Origin of the sequence: Streptomyces caelestis (assembly GCF_001279005.1) — a bacterium.
GTDB lineage: Bacteria > Actinomycetota > Actinomycetes > Streptomycetales > Streptomycetaceae > Streptomyces > Streptomyces heliomycini.
Genome location: NZ_LGCN01000210.1, coordinates 142,422 through 168,084 on the forward strand (window position 1 = coordinate 142,422; position 25,663 = coordinate 168,084).

Consider the following 25,663-nt stretch of genomic DNA (forward strand, 5'->3'; position numbering starts at 1 on the left):
CGGACCCGTGAAGGAGGCATGGAGGCGCGGTGAGGGCCGGGAGCGCTCGCATCGTACGGAGCCCCGCGACCGGTGGACAGGGTGAACTCCGGCCATTCACTTCCACCCCACCGAAACGGGAGGAACCAGGCGCAACGGGACCCTCAGGTGAACGCGGGAGTGCCGGTTCGTGGACAATGACCCACCGGCACCCCGTGTGGCAGCACTACAGGAGGCGCTCCCTTGGAGCTCAGCAGGCGTACCTTCACCGCCCTGGCCGGTACGGCGGCGCTCGGTCTCGCGCTGGCCGGCAGCGGCGGGGCGGCGACCGGCACGCACGGGCCGCGCGACGTGCCGACGGGTCCGCCGCCCCCTCCCCCGAGCGCGGACGGCAAGCGGCACCACATCGGCCACGACCGGTACTCGCTGCTGGTCGACGGCCGGCGCCTGGTGCTGTGGTCCGGCGAGATGCACCCCTTCCGGCTGCCCAGCCCGTCCCTGTGGCGGGACGTGCTGCAGAAGCTGCGCGCGGGCGGGTGCAACGCGGTCAGCGTCCCCGTGCCGTGGAACCACCACTCCCCCGCGCCCGGACAGTACGACTTCACCGGGGTGCGGGACCTGGACCTCTTCCTGACCACGGCCGCCGAGGAGCGGCTGTACGTCATCCTGCGTCCCGGCCCGTACCTGGGGTCCGCCGATCTCGACGCCGGCGGCTTCCCCGGGTGGCTGACGGCCACCGGGGGCCGTGCCCGCACCACCGACCCGGAGTACCTGCGGCACGTCGACGCGTGGCTGAGCGCCGTCAACCGCATCGCCGTCCGGCACCTGTTCACCGCGGGCGGCGGCACCGTGCTGCTGTACCAGTTCGAGGACGGGATCGAGGTCCTCGCCGACGACCCGGCCGGGCGGGCCTACCTGACCCACCTGTACGACAAGGCGCGCGCCGACCGCATCGACGTACCGCTGTTCCACGCGGACGGGCGCTTCGGCGACCTCGGGACCGGCCGGCAAGCGCCCCGGGTCCTGGCCGGGGCGGCCGGCGGGGCGGCCGACCCGTGGGGCGGGGCCGCCTCCGGCGGCAAGGGGTACGCGGAGGTGCGGCGCGCGTACGACGCGGCCCGCGAGCGGCGCGACCACCTCGCGAGCCTCGCCGACGGCGTCACGGTGCACAACGTCCGCGTGGCGTTCGGCGGGACCTCGTGGGGCTGGCTGCCCTCGCCGGGCGTCTACACCTCGTACGACCACGGGGCGGCGATCGACGAGGGCCGCCGGCCGACGCCGAAGCTGGCCGCGCTCCAGCAGCTCGGCCATCTGCTGCGGACCGTGCCCGACCTCGCCCGGCTGGACCCGGCGCGGGAGGTGCGGGCCGAGGACGACCGGCTGAGGGTGCGCCACCTGGCCAATCCGGACACCGGCGCCCAGGTGTACGTCCTGCACAACGACTCCGGGGAGCCGGTCGAATCGATGCTGCCCGGCACCGGCGTCGACGTCCCCGTCACCGTCGGCGCGCGGGACGCCAAGCTGCTCGCCACCGGGCTGGCACTGGGCCGGCGGAGACTGGCGTACACCACCGCGCAGCCCATGCTGAACACGACCGTCGGACGGCAGGACATCGCCCTGTTCACGGGCCGCAGCGGTGAGACGGCGCAGGTCGCGCTGGACTGCGACACCGAGCCGCTCACCTACCGGCTGGACGACGAGCCCGGCTGGTCCTACGACCGGGGCAGGCTGAACGTCGTGGTGCCGCTGGGCGTGGGCGGGCTGAGCCGGGTGCTGCTCGTGGGCGGGGACTCCGAGACGCCCATGGTGCTGCTGTTCGCCGACGACGCGACCGCGCTGCGCCTGTGGCCGTACGAGACCCCGTCCGGTCCGGTGCTGGTCTACGGCCCGGCGCTGCTGCGCTCGGTCACCCTGCGCGGCTCCACCGCCCATCTCGTCGGCGACCTCGTCGGCGAGACCGGCCTGGAGGTGTGGGCACCGCGCGGGATCACCGCCGTGACCTGGAACGGGCGGCCGGTGCGCACCCATGTCAGCCGGGCCGGGAGCCTGCTGATGGAGGGGCTGCTGCCGGGCGCGCCCGAGGTGCGGCTGCCCGCGCTGGAGGGCTGGCGCCGGCGGGCGGAGAACCCGGAGTCCGAGGCCGGTTTCGACGACTCGGCGTGGCCGGCCGCCGGTCTCGCCTCGTCGCACAGCACCACGCCCGTGCCCGGGGGCGGTCCCGTCCTCTTCGCGGACGACCACGGCTTCCACTACGGCGACGTCTGGTACCGGGGGCGGTTCGCGGACACCCGCGGCGTCACGTCCGTGTCGCTGTCCTACAGCACCGGTACGCAGGGGCTGCTGATGGCCTGGCTGGACGGCCGCCCGCTGGGCGCGCACCGCATGCCGGCGCCGGACGAGGACACCGCCCGGCGGGGCACGTGGACGGCGACGGCCTCCTTCGACGTGCCGGAGGAGTGGCGCGAGCGGGGCCCGCACGTGCTGTCGGTGCTGGTACGGCCGATGCAGCACGACGGGGACGAGCGGGCGAAGGACACGCACAAGGCCGCGCGCGGGCTCGTGTCGGCCCGGTTCGGGGGCGCGTCCCGGGACGTGGAGTGGCGGATCCGGGGCGCCGCGGCGCCGGACCGAGTGCGCGGACCGCTGAACAACGGCGGGCTGTACGGGGAGCGGGAGGGCTGGCACCTGCCGGGGTTCGACGACCGGGAGTGGCCGGGCGCGGAGTTCCCCCGGGAGGAGCGGCGGCAGGGGGTGACCTGGTACCGGACGGACTTCCGGCTCGACGTCGACGCGGACGTGGACGCCTCGATCGGACTCACGATCGACGACGACCCGGAGCGCGCCTACCGGGTCCAGATCTTCCTCAACGGCTGGAACATGGGCCAGTACATCAACGATGTGGGCCCCCAGCACACCTTCGTCCTGCCGAACGGGATCCTGCGCACACAGGGGACCAACACACTGGCCCTGGCGGTGCTGTCCGACGGGACCACGCCCTCGGGCCCGCGCGACGTACGGCTGACGCTGCTGGGCGCGGCGCTGGGCGGGGTCCCGGTGGAGGCGGTGGACTCGCCGGGGAGGTGAGTCCACCGCTCCGGCGGCTCACGCCAGCCGGATCACGTTCCAGGACAGCGGCTCCAGGACGGCGGAGAGCCGGCCGTCGTCCAGGGTCGTGCCGTCGACCGGGTGGGGGGTGACCCGCTCGGGCTCGGCGAGGGTGTTGCGGGCGTCGGGGTCGGCGTCCGCGAGGGCGCTGTGCTCGACGACCGAGGTGAGGTCGAGGCCGTTGAGGGCGACCTCCAGCGGCAGGGACCCGGTGCGGCTGCGGTTGACGGCGAAGACGGTGACCGTGCCGTCCTCGGCGCGCACGGCGGTGGCGTGCAGCAGGTCGGCCTCGCCGTACTTCTTCGTCCCGTACGTCGGTGAGTCCACGCGGACGTCGAGCACCTCGCCCCGGCCGTGCTTCGATGCCTGGGCGAACGGGAAGAACGTCGTCTGCCGCCAGGCCGGGCCGCCGGGCTCGGTCATGATCGGGGCGATCACGTTGACGAGCTGGGCGAGGCAGGCCACGGTGACGCGGTCCGCGTGCCGGAGCAGGGCGATCAGGAGCGAGCCGAAGACGACGGCGTCGGTGACGCTGTAGTTGTCCTCCAGCAGACGCGGGGCCTCGGGCCAGTCCAGGGCGCTGACCTGGGCCTCGGTCCGGGACAGGTACCAGACGTTCCACTCGTCGAAGGAGAGGTCGATCTTCTTCTTGGACTTGAGGCGGGCGCCGACGTAATCGCAGGTGGCGACCACGTTCTCGATGAAGGACTCCATGTCGACGGCGGAGGCGAGGAAGGAGTCGACGTCGCCGTCGAGCGGCTCGTAGTAGGCGTGCAGGGAGATGTAGTCGACCAGGTCGTACGTCTCCTCGAGGACCGTCGCCTCCCACGCGGCGAAGGTCTCCATGGACTGGCCGGAGGAGCCGCAGGCGACCAGCTCGACGCCGGGGTCGATCTGGCGCATGGCGCGGGCGGTCTCGGCGGCGATGCGGCCGTACTCCTCGGCGGTCTTGTGACCGGTCTGCCAGGGGCCGTCCATCTCGTTGCCGAGGCACCACAGGCGGATGCCGAACGGGTCCTTGTCGCCGTGCTCGACGCGCAGGTCCGACAGGGCCGTGCCGGAGGGGTGGTTGGCGTACTCCTGGAGCTCCAGGGCCTCGGCGACGCCTCGGGTGCCGAGGTTGACGGCCATCATGGGCTCGGCCTGGGGGCCGATCTTCCTCAGGAAGGCGATGTACTCGGAGAGGCCGAAGCGGTTGGTCTCGGTGGAGCGCCAGGCGAGGTCGAGGCGGCGGGGGCGGTCCTCCACGGGGCCCACGGAGTCCTCCCACTTGTAGCCCGAGACGAAGTTGCCGCCGGGGTAGCGGACCGCGGTGACGCCGAGCTCCCTGACGAGGTCCAGGACGTCCCGGCGGAGGCCTTCCGCGTCCGCGGTGGGGTGGTCGGGTTCGAAGATGCCGGTGTACACGCAGCGGCCCAGATGTTCTACGAACGAGCCGAAGATACGGGGGTTCACCTCACCTACGGTGAAGGCGGGGTCCAGGGTGAAACGGGCGGTGCGCAATTTCTTCCTTTCGGGGGTTCGGTCTCGTCTGCGGCTGGGTGGAGGGCCGGTCGCGCCCGCGCGGCGGAGCCGCACATCGACACGGCCCCGCGCCCCTATTGGACGGAGGGCCAGCCGCCTCTCCGCCAGTTCAGGGTGTTCGTCCCCAGCTTTGGCGTGCCTTCGTCATCCGCGTCGTGATAGCGGTACGCCAGAACGTCCCGGCCCTCGTCACGGAGGACCGACTGGCCGCCCGTGCCCACGTGCCTGCCGTGGCCGGCCGGCAGGAGGTCGCCGCCGCCCTCCAGCATCGGGGTGCCCCTGCTGTCCACGTACGGGCCGGTGACCGATGCCGAGCGGCCGACCTTGATCCTGTACGTGCTGTTCACGCCCGAGCGCCGCGAAGCCCAAGCTCCCGGCGACGGTCAACCCGCCCAGTCCGGCGAGGAGTTGCCTGCGATCCAGGCCAGGTCGTCCCATGCCCTGCCCCACCCGTTCGTCGATTGTTCGAAATATCGAATGACGCCCGTAACTTCGAACGGACCGTAAGGGCGATGGACCGGCGCGTCAATGGATCGGACAAGAACTCGTGGCGGGACTTCCCGCGGACGTTCCCCGCACGACGCGGACACGTCCGGCGTAGGCTCGAACGGCCTTGGTTTCGGCGGCCGGTGGGAGCGAGGGGGCGGGATGGGGTTCGCGGACGCGGCCGTGGGTCCGGCCTCGTTCCTCAGCGCGTTCTACACGTCCTTCTGGTGGATCCCGGCCGTCGTCCTCGCCGCCGCCCTGGCGATCAAACTGCCGACGATCATCCGGCTGTGGAACGATCCGCTGCTGCGCGCGGTCGGCGGGCTGCTGCTGCTCGCCTGCGCGGTGTTCGTGTTCGTCGCCCCGTCGACCATCGCGTGGGTCAACCGGGTCACGGGCGTGCCGAACATCTCCGCGCCCTGGGTGTACTCGCTGCTGACCGCCTTCTGCGGCTCCTGCCTGGTGCTGATCGTCGCCTGGCGCGACGGGCCGCCCGAGCACTCCGCCTCCACCCGCCGCGCCACCCGCCGGGTGCTCTGCGCGTACGGAGGCGTGATCGTCGCCCTGTGGGTGCTGTTCGTCCTCGCGGACGTGCCCGTGGAGCGCACCCGGGACCTGGACACCTACTACGCGACGACGCCGTTCATGCGCGAGGAGATCCTGCTGTACCTCCTCGCGCACACCACCGCCGTGCTCATCACCTCGAAGCTGATCTGGAACTGGATCCGCGCCGACGGACTCGACGCCTGGCTGCGCTGGGGACTGAAGTTCCTGGGCGTGGGATACGCGCTGAACCTGGCCTTCGACGCCGCCAAGCTCACGGCCGTGGGGGCGCGCTGGACCGGGAACGACCTGGACTGGCTCAGTCTGAACGTGGCCCCGGCGCTGGCGTGCGCGTCCGCGGTGTCGATCGCGGTCGGCTTCATCCTGCCGCACGCCGGCCAGTACCTGCACGAGCGCTGGCGGCTGCGCCTGGCCCACCGCCGGCTGCGGCCCCTGTACGCGCTGATGAGGTCCGTGCACGGTTCCGGCCTGCCGTTCGTGCTGCGCGCCGGCCCCGAACTGCGCCTGACCCGCCGCGAGACGTTCATCCGGGACGTCCTGCTGCCGCTGGCCCGCCGCACCGACGAGCGGCTGCGCGAGCGGTCGTACGCCGCCGCCCTGGGCCTCGGTCTCCCGCCGGAGCGGGCGCGGGCGCTCGCCGCGGCCGTGGTGATCCTCGACGCCGTCGAGGCCGGGACCGGTGCGCACCGCGGCCACGAACTCGACACCACCGAGCTGCTGCGCGAGATCGGGGCCGTCTCGCGCGCCCTGCGCCACCCCGAACTGATCCGGGAGGTCCGCGCGCTCGCCGCGGCGCCCGGGGGCGCCGCGGCGGTCGCCGAGTGACCGCGTCGCCCACGGAACTGGCCGGGACGGCACCCGACTTGGCATATTGCACAGGTGACCGGGCGGCACCCAGGAAAACAGGGAGACAGCGGTGCGTACAGGGAAGGAGATGCGTCGTCTCGCTGACGCCCTCATCGACCCCATCCGGGTGGCGGTCCCGGCGGACCCCGAGGTCCTGTTCGAGGCGCTGGTCGCCTCCGTCAGCGCCTGGCGGGGACGGGACGTGGTCGTCCACCGGGCGGCGTTCCCCCCGCACACGGCGAGCGGGCTGTGGCTGGAGCGCGAGCACCACGACGACGTGGTCGTCGACGAGCGGGCCGCCGTGTGGCACCAGATCGTGATCCTCTGCCACGAGGTGTGGCACATGAACCGCCGGCCGGCACACGCCGGCGGGCGGCCCGGACCGGTCGCCGCCCGCACCGACTTCAGCCTGGCCGAGGAACAGGAGGCCGACCGCTTCGGCATGCTGATGGGCCGCCGGCTGCGCACCTGGCTGGAGGCCTCCACCGACTCGGTGTACGCCGCGGAGGGCGGCGGCCCCGGGGACCCGCGGGACCTCGCCGGACGCATCGGGGCCGCGCTCAACCACCGCGGGACGAAGCGGTGAACGGCCTGCTCAACTACGTCAGCTGCGGGGTGCTGTGGCTCGGCCTGCTGGTGAAGGCCCCCGATCTGCTGCGGCACCGGCGCGACCCGTACCTGCGGACGATCTGCGCGGTGCTGGGCCTCGCGGGGCTGTGCTTCTTCCTGGGGGCGCCGCCGACGGTCGGCGCCGTCAACCGGATCGGCGACGTGCCGAACCTCGCGGCGCCGGTCACCTACGTGGCGATCACCGGGTACTGCGCCGCGTCCCAGGTCCTCGTCGTGCACTGGCGCGGCGGGCCCCGGGTGCGCCGCACCGTCCGCCGCTGGCTGCTCGCCTACGCCGTGGTCGTGCTCGGCATCGCGGTGACGTTCACGCTCGGCGAGGCGCCCGTGGAGCGCCGTACCGACCTGGACACCTACTACGCGACGACGCCGTTCATCGCCCAGATGATCGTGCTGTACCTGGTCGCGCACCTCACCGCGGTGACCGTCACCACCGTGTCGTCGCTGCGCTGGGCACGCCGGGTGCGAGGCGGGCTGCGGGCGGGGCTGACGCTGCTCGGGACCGGTTCGCTGTGCGGGGCCGGGTACAGCGTGGCCAAGCTGGTCGCGGTGGGCGCGCGCTGGTCCGGGCGGGACTGGTCGCGGCTGGGCACCACCGTCTCCCCGGCCGCCGCCGGGCTCGGCGCCCTGCTGACGGTCGTCGGGGTGCTGGTGCCGCTGGCGGCGCCCCGGGTCGCCGAGTGGCGTCGGGCGCGGCGGACGTACGCCCGGCTGGAACCGCTGGAGCGGGCCCTGGACGACCTCCTCACCCGCCGGGCGCTGCGGCTGCCCCGGCCCGGGCTCGCCTCCCCCACGACACGGCTGATGTGGCGGCAGACCAGTGTCCACAACGCACTGAGCCACCTGGACGCCTACTTCGACCGGGAGCTGTACGACCGGACCCGCGCCGGTGTGCTGGCGGCGACGGGGGAGGCGGAGCGCGCGGAGGCCGCCGCGTGGGCGGCCGTGATCACCGCGGCGGTGCGCGACGAGGCGGAGCCGGGGCGCCGGGTCCCGCCGCGCGACGGCGGCCGGCTTCCGGGCCGGGCGCCCGAACCGGCCGTCCTGGTCCGGATCGCCGACGCGCTGGCCGGCCCGGCCCCGGCGCCGGCGGCCGCCGCGGTGCCGAGCCGTACGACCACGGCGGGGACCGCGTGAACCGGGCCCCGGACGAGAGGAGCCGGCCGGTATGAGCCTCGTCGTCTACCTGGCGGCCTTCGTCTTCGGGATGACGTCCGTGCTGCTGTTCCGCCGCCCGCGCACGGCCGCCCCGCGCAACCCGCTCACCCTGTCCACCTGCGCCGCGATCGCCCTGGGCGCCCTGGTCTTCGTGTGCGCCGCCCCGGCCACCCTGGCCGCCGTCAACTCCCTCACCGGCGTCCCCAACTTCGGGGCCCCGCTGACCTACGGGATGCTCTCCGCGTACAGCTGCGCGGTGCTGGTGCTGCTGATCAACTGGCGGGGCGGGTCGCGGGAGCGGGTGCGGCGCATGGTGCTGCGCAGCGTGGCCGCCTACGGCCTGCTGGTGGCCGCCATCGTCGTCCTGTTCGCGCTCGCCGAGGCGGACGCCGAGCGGCTGACGGACCTCGACACGTACTACGCCACCACCCCGTTCATGCGGGAGATGATCCTGCTGTACCTGATCGGGCACAGCGCGGCGATGCTGGTGATGTGCGTCGTCTGCGTCAAGTGGGGGCGCGAGGTCGACGGACTGCTGCGGACCGGGCTGCGGCTGATCCTCGTGGGGGCGCTGCTGGACGTGGTGGGGTTCCAGCTGACCAAGTACACGGCGGTGGCGGCCCGTTGGTCGGGCCATGACCTGGACTTCCTGTCCACCACGGTCGCCCCGCCGATGGCCGCGCTGGCCGCGCTGCTGTGGTCGGCCGGGTTCGCGCTGCCGAGGCTGCTGCCGTCCGTCCTCGCGCAGTGGCGGGGTCTCGGCGACTACCGGCGGCTGGGCCCGCTGTGGTCGCTGGTGGGGTCGGTGCCGACCGCGCCCAAGCCGCAGGTCGCCTGGTGGCAGCTGCCGCGGGCGCGGCTGCAGTGGCGCGAGGTGTCGATCCACGACGCGCTGCTCGCACTGGCGCCGTACTTCGACCATCGGCTCCGCGAGCGGGCCCGGGACGCCGCCCTGCGCGCGGGCCGCTCCCCCCACGAGGCGCGGCTGGCGGCGGAGGCGGCCATGCTCGCCGACGCGGCGCGCCGGGCCGCCGCCCGCGAGGAACCGCCCGAGACCGCCGGTACGTACCGGCTGCACGCCACCGAGGTCTCCGGCACCGGCGGACTGGTGGAGCTGGCGCAGGAGCTGCACCGCCCTCCCGCCGCGCGCGGGGGCGCGGCGCCGCCTGCCCCGACCGTGACCGAACCCGAGGAGCCCCATGTCGCGTAGAGCTGTCGTCATCGGTGCCGGCCTGGCCGGCATGCTGGCCGCGGCGGTGCTGTCCCGTGCGGGAGCGGACGAGGTGATCGTCCTGGACCGCGACGCGCTGCCGGACGGCCCGGAGCACCGCAGGGGGCTGCCGCAGGGGCGGCACGCGCATCTGCTGATGGCGGGCGGCATGGACGCCATGGAGGAGCTGCTGCCGGGCGCGGGGCTGCGCGCGCGGCTGCTCGCCGCCGGGGCCCACGAGATCCCGCTCAGCTCGGGCATGCTGGCGCTCACGTCCGAGGGCTGGCTGCGGCGGTGGCGGCGCGAGGGCCCGGCGATGGTGACGTGCAGCCGGGCGCTGGTGGACTGGGCGGTGCGCACGACGGTACGGGAACAGGTGCCGGTGGAGGTCCGCAAGGCGGCGGTGGTGGGGCTGACGGGCTCCGCGGGGCGGGTGCGCGGGGTGCGGATCGCGGCGCCCGGCGGGGACACGGACCTGGAGGCGGACCTGGTCGTCGACGCGAGCGGACGCGGCACGCGGGTCGTCAGCTGGCTGGACGGGCTCGGGCTGACCGGCGTGGAGGAGCGGGCGGTGGACTCCGGCCTGGTCAACGCGTCGCGCGTGTACCGGGTGCCCAAGGGCGCGGAGCGGTTCCCGCTGACGGTCGTGCAGGCCAACCCGTACGTGTCGCGGCCGGCGCGGAGCGCGATGGTCATGCCGATCGAGGGGGGCCGCTGGCTGGTGAGCTGCGGCGGCTCGCGGGGCGGTGAGCCGCCGGCGGATCCGGCGGGGTTCCTGCGGTACGCGCTCGATCTGCCGGACCCGATCGTGGGGCGGCTGATCTCCGGTGCGGAGCCGCTCACGGACGTGCACCTGAGCCGGTCGACGAGCAATGTGCGGCGGTACCTGGAGCGGATGCCGCGGTGGCCGGAGGGGTTCCTGGTACTCGGGGACGCGCTGGCCACGTTCAATCCGGCGTACGGGCACGGGATGTCGGTGGCCGCGTTCGGTGCGCGGGTCCTCAGCCGGGAACTGGGGCGGGGCGGGGGGCTCGGCGCGCCCGGTCTGGGCCGGCGGGTGGTGCGGGGGGCGGCGCGCGCGGCGGACCCGGCGTGGTCGTTGGCGGTGGGGCAGGACGTGCTGTATCCGGGGGTGCGGGGCGGCCGGCCGACCGCGGCCGACCGCGTGGTGACGGCGTACACGCGGCGCCTGATGAGGGCGGCGACGGGATCCTACGCGGCGGCCTCGGCGGTGTGGGACGTCACCAGTCTGCGGACGGCGCCGACCCGTGCGTTCCGGCCCTCGGCGATGCTGGCGGCCCTGGCCGGGTCCCCGCTCCCCCCGTCGGTCGAGCCTCCGCTGACCCCGGGCGAACGCGAGGTCCTGCGGAGGCTCGACCGTACGGGGGCATGAGCCGGGACTCTTCGCCCCCACCGACGCCGGAGAGGCTGGAAGCCAGCCTCTCCGGCGTTCGAGGAGCGGGGGTTCGGGGGCAGCGCCCCCGGGGGACGGGAACGGGAAGGGGCGGCGGGGGCGAAGAAAGGTCAGCCCGCGAACGGAGGCTGCGGAAGACCCTTGCCCACGCCCGGCACCACCAGCAGGGAGCCCGCCAGGGGATGCGGGGAGACGAGGCCCACGCGGGCCGTGGTGATGTAGAGGTCGGTCAGGTCGGGACCGCCGAAGGCGCAGGCCGTGACGAGGGGAACGGGGAGCGGGATCACCCGGTCCAGCTCGCCGGAGGGGGTGTAGCGGCGCACCGCGCCGCCGTCCCACAGCGCGACCCACACACAGCCGTCGGCGTCGACGCACAGGCCGTCGGGGAAGCCGGCCCCGTCCTCGATCGCGGCCAACGAGCGGCGGTTCGTGATCCTGCCGTCCGCCTCGCCGACGTCGAAGACGTCGATGCGGCGGGTCGGCGAGTCGATGTAGTACATCAGCCGGCCGTCGGGGCTCCAGCCGACGCCGTTGCTCACCGCCACGTCGTCGAGGAGGACGTCGGCCGTGCCGTCGCCGGTGACACGGGAGAGCGTGCCGCCGCCGGGCGCCTCGTCGTAGCGCATGGTGCCCGCCCACAGGCTGCCGTCGGGGGCGACGGCGGCGTCGTTGGCGCGGCGGCCGGGGACGACCTCGCGGTGCAGCCAGCGGAAGGTGTCGTCGGGGTCGAGCAGGCCGACGCCGTCCCGCAGGTTGAGGACGAGTCCGCCGCCCGCGCGGGGCTTGACGGCGCCCACGTGCTGCTCGGTGCGGCGCAGGGTGCGCCGGCCGGTGGCCGGGTCGTAGGTGTGGACGCGGGAGCCGAGGATGTCGATCCACAGCAGGCGGCCGGCGGCCGGGTCCCAGGTGGGGCCCTCGCCCAGGGTCGCCTCCGCGCGGACGGCGACGTCGTAGGTGTGTGTCATGTCAGCTCCGGTGGCCCAGGCGCTCGGACAGTTCGGCGGCGCCCTTCACGGCGAGCTGCTCCAGCTCGCCGAGTCGTTCGTCGCTCCAGCGGATCATCGGTACGGAAATGGACAGCGCGGCGACCACCTGTCCCGTGCGGTCGCGCACCGGGGCGGCGACGCAGGAGACGTCCGGGTTGGACTCGCGGCTCTCCACGGCGACGCCCCGGGCACGGATCTCCACGAGGGTCTCGCGCAGGGCGGCCACGTCGGTGATGCTGTTGGGGGTCATCGCGGGCAGCTCGGCGTCGTCGGGGACGCGCGCGGCGAGCTCGTGCTCGGGAAGGGAGGCCAGCAGCATCTTGCCGACGGAGGTGCAGTGGGCGGGCAGCCTGCGGCCGGCCGCCGACACCATCCGCACCGCGTGGGTGGAGTCCACCTTGGCGATGTAGATGACGTCGGTGTCCTCCAGGATCGCCACGTGCACCGTCTCGTCGCAGGTCTCGGCGACGGAGCGGGCGACCTGCTGGCCCTCGGCGGCGAGGTCGAGATGCTCGGCGTAGCGGGCGCCGAGCTGGTACGGGCGTACGCCGAGCCGGTAGCGTCCGGGCTGGCCCGCCACCGGGACGATGTACTTCCGGGCGGCGAGCGTGGTCACCAGTTCGTGCACGGTGGTGCGCGGCAGTTGCAGCCTGCGCACGATGTCGGGGGCGGAGAGCGTGCCGTCCCCGTCGAGGAAGAGCTCGAGAATGTCGAGAGCCCGGGTCACGGCTGGTACGAGGCGTCCCACGACCGGCCCCCTCCCTATGTGTCTCAGGCGCCTGCGATCGTTCGAGATTTCAACAGGCGATCGGAATGACGAACACACAGGCTAGCCATACCGACCCACCCCGGGCAATGGGACGGTCACGATCACCGTCGCGCACGGGACCCCGGAGCGGCCCCGGTGCGCGACGATGGGTCACGTGCCCACCGGACGACGAACCACCGAGCCGTTCACCCCGCTCGACTTCCAGCTCGTGCTGCTGCGCCGCATGGCCGACCACAACCCCGGCCCGGTCGAGGACGCGCGGCGCCGGCTGGGCGTCCGCCCCGCGGACATGCGTGAGGCCAACAGGCGCCGGCCCGCTCGCCGCGCTCCCGCCCGCCCCTCTCCCTCCCCCACTGCCTGGAACGGCGTGGGGGGACCCCCATCCGCTCGGTGCTCGGCGAGCCGGAGTCCCGGACCCCGCACAGGATCGGCGACCTGGACGGCGAGGCGTGGCGGTGGCCGGTCCCGCTCTGGCCCTCCTTGCGCTTCGAGGCGCTCGTCGCCGGCAAGGGGGCGGTGTGGAACGAGTGGCTGGTCCGCGCGCCGGACGCCGCACCGCCCGCCCTCCGCACGCTGGAGGACCTCACCCCCTGGTCCTGCACGGTGGACGAGGCCGCCCGCGCCTTCGCGCCCGCCCGCCTCCTGGAGGGCTCGGCCCCGACGCGGTGGGGGCTCGCCTTCACCGTCCCGGACGCGAGCGGCGTACCGCGCGAGGTGGCCGCGGAGTTCGCCTGGGGCCTGCCGCAGCGTACGGCGGTCAGCGGGTCGCGGCCTTGAGGATCCCCTCCACCACGCGCGGCGCCGACTCCGGGTGCAGCCACAGGAACAGGTTCGGCTCGACCAGCTCCAGCTCCATCACGCGGGGCCGGCCGTCCTCCCCGTCCACGAGGTCGACCCGCGCGTACAGCAGCTCGGGCCGGCCCGGCACGGAGGCCAGCGCCTTCCTGGCGACGGCGGCCTCCTCGAGGGTCGGGGTCCAGTCGGTCAGCCCGGGGTGGGCCACCTTGCGCCGGTCGTAGGGCGTGCCGGGGGCGAGGACGGGTCCCTTGCGGCTGGCGTGCAGCAGGTTCCCGCCGAAGTACTGCAGTGCCCGCTCACCCGTGGTGTCGATGCCGCGCACATAGGGCTGCACCATCGCGGTGAAGCCCTCGGCGTGCATGCGCCCAAGGTGCCGTACGGCGGTGGCGTGCTCGTCGGGTGTGTAGCGGGCGGCGAACCGGGCGCCGGCGCCGGAGGCCGGCTTGACGACGTACTCGTGGTCGTCCGGGAGGTCGGGGGCGTCCCCGGGCGCCAGGTACCGGGTGTCGACCACCGGCACGCCGGCGGCGGCGAGGTCCCCGAGGTAGCGCTTGTCGGTGTTCCAGCGCACCACGTCCGCCGGATTGGCCAGCCGCGTGAGCGTGCCGCACCGCTCGGCCCACGCGGTGAACTCCGCCGCCCGCCAGCTGTAGTCCCAGGTGGAGCGGATCACGACGAGGTCGAAGCGGGCCCAGTCGACGGCGGCGTCGTCCCACACCTCGGCGGACGCCTCGGCCCCCGCCTCCGCCAACGCCCGCACCAGCCCCGGCAGATCCCGGTCCTCGGCGACCTCGGGTCCGGGCCGGCAGGTCGCGAGCGCGATACGGGGCACGACGGCTCCCTCCTCATGCGAACAGCTGATCGACGAGCAGGCTAGCAACTTCGACGGCCGTTCGGCCCTCACGTCCGGTGAAGCCCCCGCATCGACGGCGAAGACGCGGGACGGAGGGGGGAGGGAGGCGCCGACGGGGCCGGCGGTCCGGACGGCATCGGCCGCGCGGGGACGGACGCGGGTACGGACGCGGTGGCGGACGCGGTGGAAAAAGCGGCCCGATCCGCGCGACGATCGGCTCGGGTCCCACCCCCGCGGCCCTCGGACGACAGCCAGTCAAGGAGTACGCCACGTGTCCTCTCTCCTCCCGCCCCTGACCGACGGCCCGGCCGGCCGGCCCGCCCTGCGCTTCGGCGCGCGCTCACTGACGTACGGGGAACTCGCCTCGGCGGCCGGGGCGGTGGCCGGGGGCCTGGCTCGGGCGCGCCGGGTCGCCGTATGGGCCACGCCGGCCCTGGAGACCGCGGTCGCGGTCACCGGGGCGCTGCTCGCCGGGGTGACCGTGGTGCCGCTCAACCCGAGGTCGGGAGGGAAGGAGCTCGGTCACATCCTGACCGACAGCGCCCCGGACCTGGTGCTCGCCGCGCCCGGCGAGGAGCTCCCCGCCCCGCTGGACGAGCTGCCCCGCGTCGACGTGGACCCGGCGGCCGGAGGGACGTTCCCGGACGACCGCGCGCGGGACCCCGAGGACCCCGCCCTGATCGTCTACACCTCCGGCACCACCGGCCCGCCCAAGGGCGCCGTCCTCCCCCGCCGCGCGGTCGCCGCCACCCTGGACGCCCTCGCCGAGGCCTGGCGGTGGACCGGCGACGACGTGCTGGTGCACGGGCTGCCGCTGTTCCACGTGCACGGTCTCGTCCTCGGCGTCCTCGGCCCGCTGCGGCGCGGCGGGTCCGTGCGGCACCTCGGCAGGTTCACCACCGAGGGCGTGGCGCGCGAGCTGAACGACGGCGCGACGATGCTGTTCGGGGTGCCGACGATGTACCACCGGATCGCCGAGGCCCTGCCCGGCGACCCGGAGCTCGCCGGGGCACTCGCCGGGGCCCGGCTGCTGGTGTCCGGGTCGGCCGCGCTGCCGGTGCACGACCTCGAGCGGATCGCCGCCGCGACCGGCCGGCGGGTGATCGAGCGGTACGGCATGACGGAGACCTTGATGCTGTGCTCGTCCCGGTGGACGCCCCCGGCCCCCCGGCCCGGCGTGCGGGCGGACGGCGAGCCGCGCGCCGGGACCGTGGGCGTGCCGCTGCCCGGGGTGGAGCTGCGACTCGTGGAGGAGGACGGCACGCCGATCGCGGCGCTGGACGGGGAGGGCGTCGGCGAGATCCAGGTGCGGGGCCCGAACCTGTTCACCGAGTACCTGAACCGCCCGGACGCCACCGCCGCCGCCTTCACCGCCGACGGCTGGTTCCGCACCGGCGACATGGCGGTGCGCGACGCCGACGGGTGTGTCCGGATCGTCGGCCGCAGGGCCACCGACCTGATCAAGAGCGGGGGGTACAAGATCGGCGCGGGTGAGATCGAGAACGCGCTGCTGGAGCATCCGGGGGTGCGGGAGGCCGCGGTGACCGGGGAGCCGGACGCCGATCTGGGCGAGCGGATCGTGGCGTGGGTGGTACCGGCGGATCCGCAGTCGCCACCCGGTCTGGAGGAGCTGGCCGGCCATGTCGCCGGGCGCCTCGCCCCGCACAAGCGCCCGCGCGTGCTCCACCACCTCGACTCGCTCCCCCGCAACGACATGGGGAAGATCATGAAGCGGGCGCTGTCCGGTGGCTGACCGTCCGTCCGCGCGCGCGGTCCTCGCCCTCGTCACCGACGACTTCACCGAACTCCCCCACCCGGCACGGGAGTCCCGGCCCGACGGTCCGCTCGGCTGGCCCGGTTACGGCGCCGCCCGCGCCCGTGCCGCCGAGCGCACCGGCGAGCGGGAGTCCGTGGTCTGCGGCACCGCGAGCGTCGAGGGCACCCGGGCGGTCCTCGTCGCGTTCGAGTTCGGCTTCCTCGGCGGCTCGCTCGGCGAACGCACCGGCGACCGTCTGGTGGCGGCGTACGCCCACGCCCGCGCGCACCGGCTGCCGGTGGTGCCGCTGGTCGCCACCGGGGGCAGCAGGATGCAGGAGGGCATGCTCGCCCTCACCCAGCTCCAGCGGGTGGCGCGCGAGTCGGCGCTCACCCGGGAGGCCGGGCTGCCGCAGATAGCGGTGGTGCGGGACCCGACGACCGGCGGCGGCTGGGCCACCCTGGGCGCGGGCGCCGACGTCGTCCTCGCCCTGCCCGGCGCGCAGGTCGGTTTCGCCGGCTCCCGGGTGCGGCCCGCGGACGCGGACCCGGCGGCGTACACGGCCGAGGCGCAGGTGGCGGCGGGTGCGGCGGACGCGCTGGTACGGCCGGAGGAACTGCGGGGGACGCTGGGCCGCTGGCTGCGGCTGCTGACCCGTCCCTCCGCCGAGCCGGTCCCGCCGCCGCCCCCGCTGGGCAGGGCGGACCTCCCGGCCACCGGCTGGGACGCCGTCCGGCGCGCCCGCTCCCCCGAACGCCCGCGCGCCGCCGCCTACCTGGACGCCTGTCTCACCTCCCGCGTCGCCCTCGGCGGCGACCGCTGCGGCGGCACGGACCCGGACGGCATGCTGTGCGGCTTCGGTGAGCGGGAGGGCCGTACGGTCGCCTACGCGGCGCAGACCGGGACGGCCACCCGTCCCGCCGGGTACCGCACCGCCGCCCGGCTGGTCCGGCTCGCGGACCGGCTCGGCATCCCGGTGCTGACGCTGGTGGACACGCCGGGCGCGGCGAACGACGCGGAGGCGGAGCGGCAGGGGGCGGGGGCCGCCATCGCCGACCTGTTCGGCGCCGTGGCCGCCGCCCGCACGCCGGTCACCACGCTGGTCGTCGGCGAGGGCGGCTCCGGCGGCGCGCTGGCCCTCGCCGCCCCCGGCAACACCTGGGCCACCCCGGACAGCTACTTCTCGGTGATCGCCCCGGAACTCGCGGCGGCCATCCTCAAACGGCCCCCGGAGGAGGTGGAGGACACGGCGGACCGGCTCCGCGTCCGCCCGCAGGACCTGGTGGAGCTGGGGGTGGTCCGGGGGGTCGTGGGACCGGCGGACCGTACGGAGGAGCACCCGGCCGACTGATCCCGTGACACGTCGAACACCGCGCGTAACATAGGAGTTCACCGCAGTCGCACACCACGGGGGGCAGGTCGCGCCATGGACGGGTTGACGCAGTTCACGACCGAGAGCGGCACGATGGTCGTGGTGGAGGGCGTGGTGGACGAGTCCGGGGCCCGGCTCGTCTCGCGCGGCAACGGCCCGGCCCAGGCGGCGCGTACCTTCGAGGGCTCCCTGGAGGGCGTACGGGCGGCGGCCGAGTCCGCGCTGCGGGTGTTCCGCGACGGCTCCCTCAAACCGGACGCGGTGGAGCTGGAGTTCGGGGTGAAACTGACCGCGGAGGCCGGTGCCGTCATCGCCAAGGGATCGGCCGAGGGGCACCTGGTCGTCAAGCTCAGCTGGGCGCCCGAGCCGGACCACGAGGTCGCCGACCGCCGATGAGCAGCGCCGCCTGGCACACCCGGATCGAGTGCGGGAACGCGGTCGGCGCGGGCTTCCTCGTCTCGGCGCGTCACGTGCTCACCTGCGCCCACGTCATAGCGGCGAGCGACACGTCGGCGGTGTCCGTGAGCTTCCCCAACCGCGCCGAACTGGGCGCGGTCACCGCGACGGTGGCGGTCCACGGCGGCTGGCGGGGCGGCGACACCGACCCCGGCGACGTGGCCGTGCTGGAGCTGGAGCGGGAGGTGCCGCTCGCCCCGGCCGTCTTCGCGTCGCCCGGCGCGGAGCGCGACATCCCCTCGCCCGAACTGATCGCGTACGGCTTCCCGCGGGGCTACGACGAGGGCGCCCTCGCGCTGTACCGCGCGGTGCCCGGTCCGCTGATCGCCGGCGAGTGGGTGCAGCTGGAGGCCGTCTCCGGACACGGACAGCCACTGGCCGACGGATTCAGCGGAGCGGCGGTGACGCTGGCCGACGGTTCGGTGGTCGGCATGGTCACGGCCGTCGCGGGTGGCCGGGACGTGCGCGCGGGCCGCATGCTGCCCACCGAGGTCATGGCCCGCTACTGGAGCGGTCTGGGCGAACTGGTGCCGACTCCGGGCCACACCCCGAACGAGCTGAGGGAGCTGTACGACCTCGTGCGGCGGGCCGAGCGGGACGGGCTGACGTGCGATCACGACCGGCTGTACGTCGACGCCGTGGGCGCCTTCGGCCCCGCCCTGCCGAAGGGCGGGTTCGGCTCCCTGGCGTCGGCGGCGGCGTACGTGCAGTGGGAGGTGTCCGCGCCGGAAGCGGTGTCCCGGTTCGCCGCCCGGGTACGGGAGCTGCTGGACGGCCCCGGCGACCGAGGGGGCCGGGGTGACGCGGCCCCGGACGGATCGCCCGGGCGGGCCGCCGCCTGGTCGCCCGTCGTCGTGGACATCGAGCACAGCGGGGCCGGCCCCGACCATGTCACCGTCGAGGTGTCCGCGTACCGCGACGGACGGCGCCGCCCCGTGGGCGCCCGCCGGCTGCCGTGGTCCGGGGTACGGGCCTACGTCCAGGAGCACATCGACGAGGCCGTCGCCCAGCTCGTCCCGGGAGCCGACGAGCTGCTCGCCTTCGTGCTGCCGCGCGGCCGGCTGAACGAGCCGGTGGCGCGCTGGGAGTGCGGCGCGGACGACCCCACCCCGCTCGGCTGCGCCTACCCGCTGGTGGTGGCGGACCGCGCCCGTCACCGCAGCGGCCGGCTGCGTCACCAGCTCCACAAGAAGTGGCAGAAGCTGGACGGGGGGCCGGCGGCGGCCGTGCACCGCATCGAGTGCGGCACGCCGGAGCGGCCGCAGAGGCTCCGCAAGCGGCTGTGGGACGACGGCGCGGACCTGATCGGCTTCGCCTCGTCCCCCGCGGCCGCGGGAGAGCACTTCGAGGTCGGCCTGACCGTCCCCGTTCCCGTGCTGCTGTGGTCCCGCACGGGCTGCCCGGAGGCCGGCCACGAGGGCCCCTGTCCGGGCGGCGCCTTCCTCGACGAGCTCGCCGAGTCCGTCGCCGGTGTGCCGCCCGCCGACCTACCGCACCACGTTCTGTCGTTACGCCTGACCGCGGACGCCGCCGACGAGGCGGACCGGCACTGGGCAAGGGACGTGCAGCTGCTGTGGGACGACCCGCGCTGCTTCCCGGAGACCGCCGCGCCCCTTCACTCCCCCGTCGCCTGACCCGTCCGCCGAGCCCTCACGGAGAAGAGCCCATGCCCCTGTGGCCCGTCTACACCGGCACCGAGGAGCCACACGACGGCATCACCCGGTTGCCGCCGCCCCCGCCCTGGCGGGACTTCGACGGCGGCCCCGCACTCGACCCGCCCGACGAGGGCGCCGACGCCGCCGCCGTCTCCCCCGACCGCAGCCACCGCGCCGCGACCTACCGGGCGACACCGCGGACGGTCCAGCTGGTCAACGCGGCCCTGTATCTGCGCCGCCCGCTGCTGGTCACCGGCCCGCCCGGCACCGGCAAGTCCTCGCTCGCCTACGCGGTGGCCCGCGAGCTGCGCCTCGGCCCGGTGCTGCGCTGGAACATCACCAGCCGCAGCACGCTGCACGACGGCCTCTACCAGTACGACCCGCTCTCCCGGCTGTACGCGGCACGGCGGACGGCCGGACCTCCCGCCGAGCGGTACGACGGGGCACGCGGCGATTCCTCCGGTGAGGGAGCCGACGACGAGTCGGGGGTGGAGAACCATCTGCGCCTCGGCCCCCTGGGCACCGCGCTCCTCCCCTACACCCGCCCCCGCGCCCTGCTCATCGACGAGATCGACAAGAGCGACCTCGACCTGCCCAACGACCTGCTGAACGTGCTGGAGGAGGGCCAGTACGAGATTCCCGAGCTGGTGCGCACCGCCCGGCACCGCCGCCACGGGCGGGCGGAGGTGATGGTGGACGGCACCGGGGAACGGGTGCCGGTCGAGCACGGCCGTGTCCGCTGCCGGTCCTTCCCCTTCGTCGTCCTCACCAGCAACGGCGAACGCGAGTTCCCGCCCGCCTTCCTGCGCCGCTGTGTCACGCTGCGCCTGCGGCAGCCGGACGACCGGCAGCTCGCCGACATCGTCCGCGCGCACCTCGGGGAGCCCGACGCGTACGCGCAGGACCTGATCGAGCGTTTCCTGGCCCGGGCGGGTACCGGAGACCTGGCCACCGACCAGCTCCTCAACGCGATCTACCTGGCCGGCGTCTCCGGACTCGGCGCGGAGTCCCTCGACGACCTGGCGGAGCAGCTGATGCCGTACCTGGGGCAGCCCCCGCAGGCCGATGCCCTCTGACCGGCCTGCGGAGGGCCCCGGTTCCCCGGACGCCCTGGCCCGCCTGGCCGACGTACTGGCCGAGGCGGCCGGGGGCCCGCGCCCGGCCCCGCTCGAACTGGCCGAACTGCTGTGGCTGGCGCGGACCATGGACCGGGAACCCGGCACCGGCCCGCACGCGCCGCCGCCGGAGCCCGCCGCCCCCGAACGGCCCGCCGGGCCCTCACCGTCCGTGCCTCCCCCGCCGCCTCCGCCCGAGTCCACGCCGCCCTCTCCTCCCGCCGCCCCCTCCCGCGTCCCCCTCCGGCTGCCGTCCCCGGGCCCTTCGCGCGACGTGCCGGGCGAACCCCACGCCGCCCTGCTGGCCCCGGCGCCCCCGATGCTGCGCCGCCCCCTGGCACTGCAACGGTCCCTGCGCCCGCTCAAACGCCGGGTGGACGCTCCCGTGGGCAGGGAACTGGACGAGAGGGCGACCGCCGACCGCATCGCCCGTCTCGGTGCCGCTCCCGACTGGTGGCTGCCCGTCATGCGGCCCGCCCGGGAACGCTGGCTGCGGCTGAACCTGGTGCACGACACCGGCCCCACGATGCCGGTGTGGCGTCCCCTGATCCGCGAACTGCACACGGCGCTCGCCCGGTCCGGCGTCTTCCGCACGGTGACCCTGCTGTCCGTCGGTCCCGACGGCACGGTGCGCGGTCCCGGCGCGCACGCCCCGGCCGACGGCCGCTGCGTCACCTTGGTGATCAGCGACTGCATGGGCCCGCAGTGGCGCCGGGGCCCCGCCGGCGACCTGTGGTACGGCGTCCTCCGCCGCTGGGCCCACCGCATGCCCCTGGCCGTCGTCCAGCCGCTCCCGGAACACCTGTGGCGGGACACCGCCCTGCCCACCGTCCCGGGCCGGCTCTCGGCCCCGCACCCCGCCGCACCCTCCGCGACGCTCACGTTCACGCCCTACGACACCCCCGGCACGGCGGTCCGGCACGCGCCGGACGGGACGCTGCCGCTGCCCGTGCTGGAACCGGCTCCGGACTGGCTGGCGAACTGGGCGCGGCTGGTCGCGGCCCCGGGCGGGACGGATTTCCCGGCGGCGGTGGCCGACCTGCGCCGGCCCTTCCCGGCGGACGCCGACGGCCGCACGGACCTCGGCCGCCTCTCCCCCGAGGAGCTGGTCCTCCGCTTCCGCGGCACCGCCTCCCCCGAGGCCTTCCGCCTGGCCGGCCATCTGGCCCTGAGCCGCCCCGATCTGCCGGTCATGCGTCTGGTGCAGGCCGCCACCGACCCGGACCCGCGCCCCCAGCACCTCGCCGAGGTGATCCTCAGCGGCATGCTCACCGCCGTCCCCGGGCCACCCGGTTCCTACGCCTTCCGCCCCGGCGTACGGGAGCTGCTGCTGCGCGGCCTGCCCCGCTCGGCCCGGCACGATACCACCGCCCTGCTGCACCGCGTCGGCGCCCTGATCGACGACCGGGCGGGCCGGGCACCGGGAGACTTCCGGGCGTCGGTGCCGGCCCGGTCCGGCACCGCGACCGCCGTGGACGGCGAGGCGATCGCGTCGATCGGCACGGACAGCGCACGACGGCTGACGGGCGGGGACGTGGCGGCGTCGCCGCCCGGCTCCGAAGGGCCCCCGCGTCTGGTGGGCGGCCGGTACCGGCTGGTGCGACGGATCACACCGACCGGGACGGTGTGGCAGGCCGAGGACACGGAGGAGGACAGGACGGTGGTCCTGCGGCTGCACGGCAGGACCACCGACCCCATGTGGCGTGAGGCGTTCCGGCGTGACGCCCGCCTGCTGGCCGGGCTCGGCCATCCGAACGTGGTGCGGGTCCACGCGACCGGCTTCGACGGCGACATTCCGTACGTCGTCATGGAGCACCTGGACGGCGTGGCCCTCAACTCCCTCGCCGCACCCAACGGTTACCGCCTGCCCACTCCCCTGCTGGTGTCGGTCGGCGCCCAGCTCGCGCGGGCCCTCACCGCCCTGCACGCGGCGGGCCTGACGCACGGCGGGCTCGGTCTGTCCCGGGTGGTGCTGCTGCCCGACGGAACGGTGCGGCTCAGCCTCTTCGAACCCGGCCGGACCTCGGGCCCGGCGGGACGGTCGGAGGACCTGAGGGCCCTGTGCGAGATGCTGCTGATGCTGGCGTGGGGGACCGCGCGGCTGACGGTTCCCCTCGATCCGCGCAACCTCGGCCATCTCCCGCAGGACCTGCGGGAGAAGTACGCGCGCGCGCTCGAACTGCTGATGTCCCCCTCCGCCGAGGCACAGACCCGGGGCCGGGACCTGCTCCTCGACCCGGAACTGCCGCGCCTCGCCGAAGCGACGTACGAGGAGCGGCGCCGCTACCACGCCCTCGGCCCGTTCGGCGTCGAACTGGCCGGCCGCTCCCCCGCACTGGGACCGGACGAGCGCGCCATGCTGGCCGTGCTGCTGCTCAAGCACGGCCGTACCGTGACGCACGACGACCTCAGACGGGGCATGTGGAGCGCCCCCGACGAACCGGACAACGCCATGGCGGTCCTGGGCGTGACGGCGTCCCGGCTGCGCGACGCCCTGGGACCCGGCGTGCTGGCGACGCTCTCCCACGGCTTCGCCCTGCACACCAGCGCCGACCACGTGGACGTGGTGCACTGCGAGGACCTGGTCCGCCGGGCCGACGAGGCACGCCGACGGGACGCCCTCACCGAGGCGCACACGCTGATCACCGAGGCGCTGGAACTCTGGCACGGCGGCGAACCCCTCGCGGACGTCCCTGGCCCCGCCGCCCGGACCGCCCGCACCCGCCTGGTCCAGCTCCGTCTGAACCTCCACCGCCAACGCGCGGAACTCGCCCTGGACCTCGGGGACCCGGCGCGCGCGGCGGCGGACCTGGAGGCCCTGGTACGCGCCCACCCCTCCCGCGAGGACTTCCGCCGCCTCCACCTCATCGCCCTGCGGCGCCAGGGCCGGGCCGAGGAAGCGCTGGCGGTGTACGAGGAGTACGAACTGGCTGGCGGCCGGCACCCGGAGCTGCTGGCCCTGGGACACGAACTGCGCGAGGAGCTCGACGGCCCCGCACGGGACGACCCCGCCTCCGGGACACCGCCCGACGAGCCGGAGTACGACCCGCTCGCCGCACCGGACGAGCTGCCCGAGGGCACGTACCCCGCCTGGGACCCGACGACGTCCTCGCCCCCGGACCCGCTCGGTGACCGGCCCGCGTACGTCTCCAGGCCCCCCGGCATCCCTCCCGAGGCACGCCCGTCAGCCTCGGAGGACGACGGGTCCGCGACACCCGCCGGACAGGATCCCGTGGACCCGTCCGATGCCCTCACCGGCTTCTTCTTCGACGTGGCGGACGGCCCCGAGCACCCCGACACCGTGGCGGCCCTGGGACGGGCGGTCACCCGGATGCTGACGGCCGCCGGAACGCCCGCGGAGGCGTACCGGTTCCTCGAGCGGGACGAGGGCTGCACGGTCCTCATGCAGCCGGGCGGCCCGACGGCGCCCCTGCTGCGTGCCGCGCTGCGGGGGTTCCCGGACATGCTCCGGGTGGTGGGCGGGCCCCGGCTGATCGTGACCGTCCTGCGCATGTGGGACGAAGGGCGGGCCGAACTCCCCGCCGAGGCAGCGGTCCGTGCGGCACTGGACTCGTCCGGGGCACACGGCGTGTTCGCCCTCGCACCGTCCCTCCGGCGGGAACTGGCGACGGAGCGGGAGCTCACCGAGTCGGTCCGGCCCCTCGACGGCGAGCGGACGGTGGGCTGGTACACCGCCTTCCCCCGCGACACCGCCCCGCTGCCCCCGGTGCTGGGCCCCTTCCCCCTGCCCGCCGGTCACCTCCCGCCGTCGCAGGGCTCGACGAGGACGGTCGTCTACGCGCTGCCCGGCGGAGGGCTGGGTACCAGCCGCGTCCCCGGCGCCGACCGCTACTACGAGGTCGACCTGACCGAGCACCGCACCGCGCTGGAGCTGAGGGGGCCGGAGTTGAGGCACGGCTCGGTCGCCGTGGTCCGGGGCGAGGCCGTGTGGCGGGTCTCCGACCCGGTCGCCCTGGCCGGCGGCGGCCCGCACGACGTGCGGGGCTTCCTCCGCCGTCACGTCGCGACCCGCTTGCGCGAGACGGCCGACCGTCTTCCCTCCGCCGGCCGGGCACAGCTGCGGCACGCGCTCCTGGAGCGGCTCGGAACGCACGGCGTGCCCCACTGCACCGTCCGCTGGGACCTCCTGGTCAGCGCCCTCCCCGCCGCACGCGCGTCGCGCATCGCACGGCACCCGGAGATCGGACCCGCCGACGTGCTCATGGCCGCCGACGCCGTGATCGTCGGTTTCGACACCACGCTCACCAGGCTGTTCCACGACAGCCGGGCGGCCGAGGTGGTGCGGGTCCTCGCCCGTCTCGCCGTCGAGGGGCGGGACCCCGAGGACGCGCTGTCCGGCAGACGGCCACTGGCGCCGGAGGGCCGTCCGGTGACGCCCGCGGGGGACGACATCACCCCCGTCGAACTGCTGCGCGCGCTGACGGGCCACCCCATGGTGGAGGAAGTGCGCACGACCCTGGACCGCCACGAGACGAGAGCCGCCCGCACGGCCCGCCCCGAGCCCCTGGCCATCGACCTGGTACGCGCGCTGTCCGCCCGACGCCTGCGGCCGGCCGTGGTCACCGATCACGCGGCCGGCGCGGCCGAGGCCTTCCTGAACCGGGTGGGCCTCACCCCGTACCTGGCGGGCGGCGTGCACGGCCGTTCCGCCGACCTCTCCCTGCTGATGCCCCACCCGGACGTCCTGCGCCGCGCCCTCCACCGGCTCGGCACCGTCCCGGCCCGCTGCGTGATGATCGGGTCGACCGCCGTGGAGAGCGCCGCCGCCGGGGCCGCGGGGGTGCCCTTCATCGGCTGCCGGCACACCGACGGCGTCCTCCGCCGGTCCGGTCCGGCGAGTCTCACCGTGCCGGGCCTGCGCCCCCTGCTCGAAGCGGTCCGCGCCCTGCCGCCGCGCGGTGACTCCTGAGCCCGCCCCGTTCGGCGGGCACCCGCCCGGCCCCCCAGGAAAGGCGCCCGCACCCGCCCG

The 25,663-nt window shown here is 75.2% G+C and carries 17 protein-coding genes and 1 pseudogene; 13 read left to right on the forward strand and 5 right to left on the reverse strand.

The annotated features are described in order from the left end of the window. The first annotated feature begins 222 nt into the window (after positions 1 to 222). A complete protein-coding gene (locus ADK41_RS23945) occupies positions 223 to 3,063 on the forward strand; it encodes a glycoside hydrolase family 35 protein (protein ID WP_030818053.1) in 2,841 nt (946 codons plus the stop codon). Positions 3,064 to 3,081: 18 nt separating this feature from the next. Here the strand turns inward: ADK41_RS23945 and ADK41_RS23950 are convergent, their stop codons facing one another. Then, positions 3,082 to 4,587, reverse strand: coding sequence for an alpha-N-arabinofuranosidase (locus ADK41_RS23950; RefSeq protein WP_030818055.1), 1,506 nt, complete (start codon positions 4,585 to 4,587; stop codon positions 3,082 to 3,084). 95 nt (positions 4,588 to 4,682) lie between these two features. Next, positions 4,683 to 4,955, reverse strand: a complete 273-nt coding sequence (locus ADK41_RS23955; RefSeq protein ID WP_030818058.1) for a family 43 glycosylhydrolase — start codon at positions 4,953 to 4,955, stop codon at positions 4,683 to 4,685. A gap of 301 nt (positions 4,956 to 5,256) precedes the next feature. Between ADK41_RS23955 and ADK41_RS23960 the strand changes: the two genes are divergently transcribed. The 5 genes from ADK41_RS23960 to ADK41_RS23980 all read left to right on the forward strand — a co-directional run bounded on the left by ADK41_RS23960 (position 5,257) and on the right by ADK41_RS23980 (position 10,892). After that, positions 5,257 to 6,483 carry an MAB_1171c family putative transporter gene (locus ADK41_RS23960; protein ID WP_030818060.1) on the forward strand — a complete coding sequence of 409 codons (1,227 nt, stop codon included), beginning with the start codon at positions 5,257 to 5,259 and terminating at the stop codon, positions 6,481 to 6,483. Between the two features lie 109 nt (positions 6,484 to 6,592). Then, positions 6,593 to 7,090 carry a toxin gene (locus ADK41_RS23965; protein ID WP_234318489.1) on the forward strand — a complete coding sequence of 166 codons (498 nt, stop codon included), beginning with the start codon at positions 6,593 to 6,595 and terminating at the stop codon, positions 7,088 to 7,090. Further along, complete coding sequence (locus ADK41_RS23970; protein WP_030818065.1) at positions 7,087 to 8,268, forward strand: MAB_1171c family putative transporter; 1,182 nt, start codon at positions 7,087 to 7,089, stop codon at positions 8,266 to 8,268. The genes ADK41_RS23965 and ADK41_RS23970 overlap by 4 nt, the downstream gene beginning before the upstream one ends. Positions 8,269 to 8,299: 31 nt before the next feature. Further along, positions 8,300 to 9,499, forward strand: a complete 1,200-nt coding sequence (locus ADK41_RS23975) for an MAB_1171c family putative transporter (RefSeq protein WP_030818067.1) — start codon at positions 8,300 to 8,302, stop codon at positions 9,497 to 9,499. Next, positions 9,489 to 10,892, forward strand: coding sequence for an FAD-dependent monooxygenase (locus ADK41_RS23980; RefSeq protein ID WP_106979337.1), 1,404 nt, complete (start codon positions 9,489 to 9,491; stop codon positions 10,890 to 10,892). The genes ADK41_RS23975 and ADK41_RS23980 overlap by 11 nt, the downstream gene beginning before the upstream one ends. 131 nt (positions 10,893 to 11,023) lie before the next feature. Here the strand turns inward: ADK41_RS23980 and ADK41_RS23985 are convergent, their stop codons facing one another. Together ADK41_RS23985 and ADK41_RS23990 are read right to left on the reverse strand one after the other, a co-directional pair. Further along, a complete protein-coding gene (locus ADK41_RS23985) occupies positions 11,024 to 11,878 on the reverse strand; it encodes an SMP-30/gluconolactonase/LRE family protein (RefSeq protein ID WP_030818072.1) in 855 nt (284 codons plus the stop codon). Between the two features lies 1 nt (position 11,879). Then, entirely contained in the window at positions 11,880 to 12,647 is a 768-nt protein-coding gene (locus ADK41_RS23990; RefSeq protein WP_030818075.1) for an IclR family transcriptional regulator, read from the reverse strand. 166 nt (positions 12,648 to 12,813) lie between these two features. On the opposite strand from ADK41_RS23990, the pseudogene ADK41_RS23995 reads away from it, so the two are divergent. Further along, positions 12,814 to 13,445, forward strand: a pseudogene (locus ADK41_RS23995) (hypothetical protein). On the opposite strand, the gene ADK41_RS24000 reads toward ADK41_RS23995, so the two are convergent. Then, positions 13,426 to 14,298, reverse strand: a complete 873-nt coding sequence (locus ADK41_RS24000) for an ATP-grasp domain-containing protein (RefSeq protein ID WP_030818078.1) — start codon at positions 14,296 to 14,298, stop codon at positions 13,426 to 13,428. The pseudogene ADK41_RS23995 and the gene ADK41_RS24000 overlap by 20 nt on opposite strands. A 292-nt stretch (positions 14,299 to 14,590) precedes the next feature. On the opposite strand from ADK41_RS24000, the gene ADK41_RS24005 reads away from it, so the two are divergent. From ADK41_RS24005 to ADK41_RS24030, 6 genes are all read left to right on the forward strand, one after another. Continuing rightward, positions 14,591 to 16,072, forward strand: a complete 1,482-nt coding sequence (locus tag ADK41_RS24005; protein ID WP_030818081.1) for an acyl-CoA synthetase — start codon at positions 14,591 to 14,593, stop codon at positions 16,070 to 16,072. Next, on the forward strand, positions 16,065 to 17,426 hold the full coding sequence (locus ADK41_RS24010; protein ID WP_030818084.1) for a carboxyl transferase domain-containing protein: 1,362 nt from the start codon (positions 16,065 to 16,067) through the stop codon (positions 17,424 to 17,426). Before ADK41_RS24005 ends, ADK41_RS24010 begins: the two co-directional genes overlap by 8 nt. A gap of 75 nt (positions 17,427 to 17,501) precedes the next feature. Then, on the forward strand, positions 17,502 to 17,843 hold the full coding sequence (locus tag ADK41_RS24015) for a CU044_2847 family protein (RefSeq protein ID WP_030818088.1): 342 nt from the start codon (positions 17,502 to 17,504) through the stop codon (positions 17,841 to 17,843). Further along, positions 17,840 to 19,537: a trypsin-like peptidase domain-containing protein gene (locus tag ADK41_RS24020; RefSeq protein ID WP_030818091.1), complete on the forward strand. Its 1,698-nt coding sequence runs from the start codon at positions 17,840 to 17,842 to the stop codon at positions 19,535 to 19,537. The genes ADK41_RS24015 and ADK41_RS24020 overlap by 4 nt, the downstream gene beginning before the upstream one ends. Positions 19,538 to 19,569: 32 nt before the next feature. Next, positions 19,570 to 20,634 (forward strand): AAA family ATPase, encoded by a 1,065-nt coding sequence (locus ADK41_RS24025; RefSeq protein WP_030818093.1) that lies wholly within the window; start codon positions 19,570 to 19,572, stop codon positions 20,632 to 20,634. Beyond that, a complete protein-coding gene (locus ADK41_RS24030) occupies positions 20,624 to 25,603 on the forward strand; it encodes an SAV_2336 N-terminal domain-related protein (protein ID WP_051842718.1) in 4,980 nt (1,659 codons plus the stop codon). Before ADK41_RS24025 ends, ADK41_RS24030 begins: the two co-directional genes overlap by 11 nt. The last annotated feature ends 60 nt before the right edge of the window (positions 25,604 to 25,663 follow it).